Source organism: Gemmatimonadota bacterium (genome assembly GCA_022560615.1).
In the GTDB taxonomy this organism is placed as follows: Bacteria; Gemmatimonadota; Gemmatimonadetes; order Longimicrobiales; family Gaopeijiaceae; genus UBA1138.
The window spans coordinates 1-2,909 of sequence record JADFSR010000098.1; the positions used below are offsets into that span (position 1 = coordinate 1).

Consider the following 2,909-nt stretch of genomic DNA (forward strand, 5'->3'; position numbering starts at 1 on the left):
GGGCGTTGTGAACGCCGCGATCTACTCAGGCTGGGGACACTTCGGCTTTCACTGGATCACCCCCTTCCACAACATCGCGGGGATGCTCACGGAGTCCGCCAGCGCGCGGCTCGCGACGCCTCTCTTCCTGCACCCGGATCAGTTGCAGGGCTCGCGACGGGGCATGCCGGAATACGAGGCCCAGACCACGTTTCCCAATCCGTGGCCCGGCGGCTGGTGGCGCGTCCGCGATATCGTCGAGCAGCAGAAGATAGCCGCCATCGCGGCGTTGGACATCGCGGCACGCAACAGGACAACCGTCCTCCGGAACGCGTACCTAAAGGCCAAACGGCAAACGGAGCGCGGGGCGGAAGGATCGCCGGTGGCGTTTCTGATCCCGGCGGAGCAACACGACGCCCTCACCGCAACGAAGATGGTGAACAAGCTCCTCGGCCAGGGGATCGAGGTGCAGCGGGCCACCCGCGACTTCACCCACGAAGGACGAGTGTACGGCGCCGGCACATACGTGGTGTCGATGGCTCAACCGAAGCGGGGGGTCATTCGCTGGCTCCTGGGGCAGACCTACTATCCTGACAACTCCTACACCCGGAATCGTGACGGAACACCGATCCGTCCTTACGACATGTCCACCGACAACATGGCAGAGTTCATGGGCGTCCGCGTGGACCCGGTGGACGAGGGAGTCTCCATCGCACTCACGACCATCTCGGCAGTGATCAACCGTGCCGGCCAGGTGACGCAGGGTCGGTTCGGCTACGTCCTCGACGGGCGCCTGAACGACAGCTTCAAGGCGGTGAACCTGCTCCTCGACAGAAACGCCAACGTGCGCCGCGTGGATCGTGCAAGCGGTGACCTCCGACCGGGAGACTTCCTCGTTGCCCGCAACACACCCGACGACCTCCTGACTCAGATCGCGCAGGAGACGGGCGTTGACTTCGGCGCCCTCGACACGGACGCGACGGCCGGGAGTCATGCACTGTCGAAACCCAGGATCGGGTTGTACCAGCGATACTTCGGCGGCAACATGGACGAGGGGTGGACGCGTTGGCTGTTGGAGGACTTCAGCTTCCCCTATACCACGCTCATGGACGCCGAGATCACGGCGGGCGATCTGCACGACGACTACGACGTGATCATCCTGCCGGCCGACGGCGTGTCCCGCATGACCGGCGAGCAGCCGGAGGGTGGGGGCGGGCGCGGCTTCCGCGGCGCGGATCCGTCGGCCTACCCCGAGCGGTACCGGAGCGGGTTCGGGCAGGAGGGCGTGGACGCTCTGGAGGCGTTCGTGAAGGACGGCGGCACGCTGGTGACGTTGGCCGAGGCGGGCCAACTGGCCATCGAGAAGTTCGAGCTTCCGGTCCGCAACGTGGTGGCGGGCGTGCCGTCCAACGACTTCTGGTCGCCGGGATCCACGTTGCGCGTCAACATCGACAATACCAATCCCCTGGCGTACGGAATGCCCGAGCAGGGACTGGCCACCTTCCTGGCTCGCAACCAGGCGTACGAAGTCGTCGCGACCGCTCGCAACGAGCGCGTCCAGCGCATGGTGACGTTCGTCGACCGCGACCTCCTGCAGAGCGGCTGGCTGCTCGGCGAGGACGTGATCGCCGAGACCGCGGCCATGGTCTCGGTGGAGCTTGGGCAGGGCAGGGTGGTGCTCATCGGGTTCCGCGCGCAGCACCGCGCGCAGACGCACGGCACGTTCAAGCTGCTCTTCAACGCGCTCATGGGCGCCGCGTCCGAGGCGGCCAGCGTCGCGGCGGGCGGTTCCCGGTCGACTTCTGACTCACGACCATAGACGGTAGCGATGGGAATGGAGCTGCGGGAACTCGTACCGCACATGGTCGCTATGGTGGCCGGCGGGCTGGGGGCCTCGCTCGGCTTGAGCTGGTCGGCCAGAAAGCCCCGGGGCCGCGCCCTGCTCGGGCGCATCAAGTGGTGGGGCGTGGCGGTGTTCGCCACGGTGGCTGTGGGCGGACTGGTCGGCGGGTTCTACTGGATGTTCCGTAGGGTCTCGGAGCACCCGAACCCCGAGGAGCTGTTCCGGTCGCCGTGGGTGTTCCTGCTGATGGGGAGCGTGATCGGGCTTCCCTTCTCGCTTCCCGGCGTGCTCACCGCGTGGAGCGACGCGCGACCCGCGAAGGTCGCCGCGCGCGAACAGAAGAGGAAATCCGCCACGGAGCGGGATCGGCTGGAGTTCGCGCACAAGCTCGTGGAGCAGATCAAGGAGTTCTCCCAGACGCCCAGGGAGGTGAGCGCCTCACTCTCGGACGAGAAGGGAACGGTGCTGGTCTTCTCGGGAGACCTCGGGCGAGAGGAGGGGGACAGGCTGGTGGCCGCCCTCAGGGACGAGATGACGGACCTCGGCTTCAAGCGTGTCGAAGGTGACGGAGGCAGGGTCAAGTGGTGGACGAGGGTGTGAGGTTCTGCCAGGGGTGACGCGCTGCGTGGGGTGACGCCCGCTCAGTCGAGCGCATACCCGATCTCGGGCGTCAGCTCAACCCGACTCTTCATGAACGTCCCGCTGCCCCGCGCGAGCTCTCGTCCTTCCTGATCCGTGAGCACCGACTCCGCGATCAAGAGCCGGCGCGAGCGGTGGACCACGTTGCCCACCGACGTGATCACGCCCTCCGCCACCGGTCGCGTGAAGTACACGTTAAACGTGACTGTGAGCAGGAAGACGTCGTCGATCAGCGAGTTCGACGCAAAGAACGCCGCATCGTCCAGCGCCTTGAAGTAGACGGAGCCGTGCACGGCGTCGAGCGCGTGGTGAAAGTCCGGCCGTAGCTCGATGACCACCTCGGCGCGGCCCTCTGAGATGAGCATGGTCGGTCGGTAGTACTCGTTGGTGCGAGCCGATCCGTACATGCGCTCGAGCTTGCGGTAGTGGTCGTGTGACATCGCCTCGC

The 2,909-nt window shown here is 66.4% G+C and carries 3 protein-coding genes; 2 read left to right on the plus strand and 1 reads right to left on the minus strand.

Annotated features, from left to right (window positions below):
- Positions 1-1,798: peptidase M14 family protein (locus tag IIB36_20440; GenBank protein ID MCH7534107.1), on the plus strand; the 1,798-nt coding region annotated here is incomplete at its 5' end.
- A 15-nt stretch (positions 1,799-1,813) separates the two neighbouring features.
- The gene (locus IIB36_20445) at positions 1,814-2,422 is read left to right on the plus strand and encodes a hypothetical protein (protein ID MCH7534108.1); all 609 of its coding nucleotides are present in this window, start codon (positions 1,814-1,816) and stop codon (positions 2,420-2,422) included.
- Positions 2,423-2,463: 41 nt separating this feature from the next.
- Here IIB36_20445 and IIB36_20450 read toward each other — a convergent pair whose 3' ends face one another.
- Positions 2,464-2,901, minus strand: a complete 438-nt coding sequence (locus IIB36_20450) for a PaaI family thioesterase (GenBank protein ID MCH7534109.1) — start codon at positions 2,899-2,901, stop codon at positions 2,464-2,466.
- Positions 2,902-2,909: the final 8 nt, after the last annotated feature.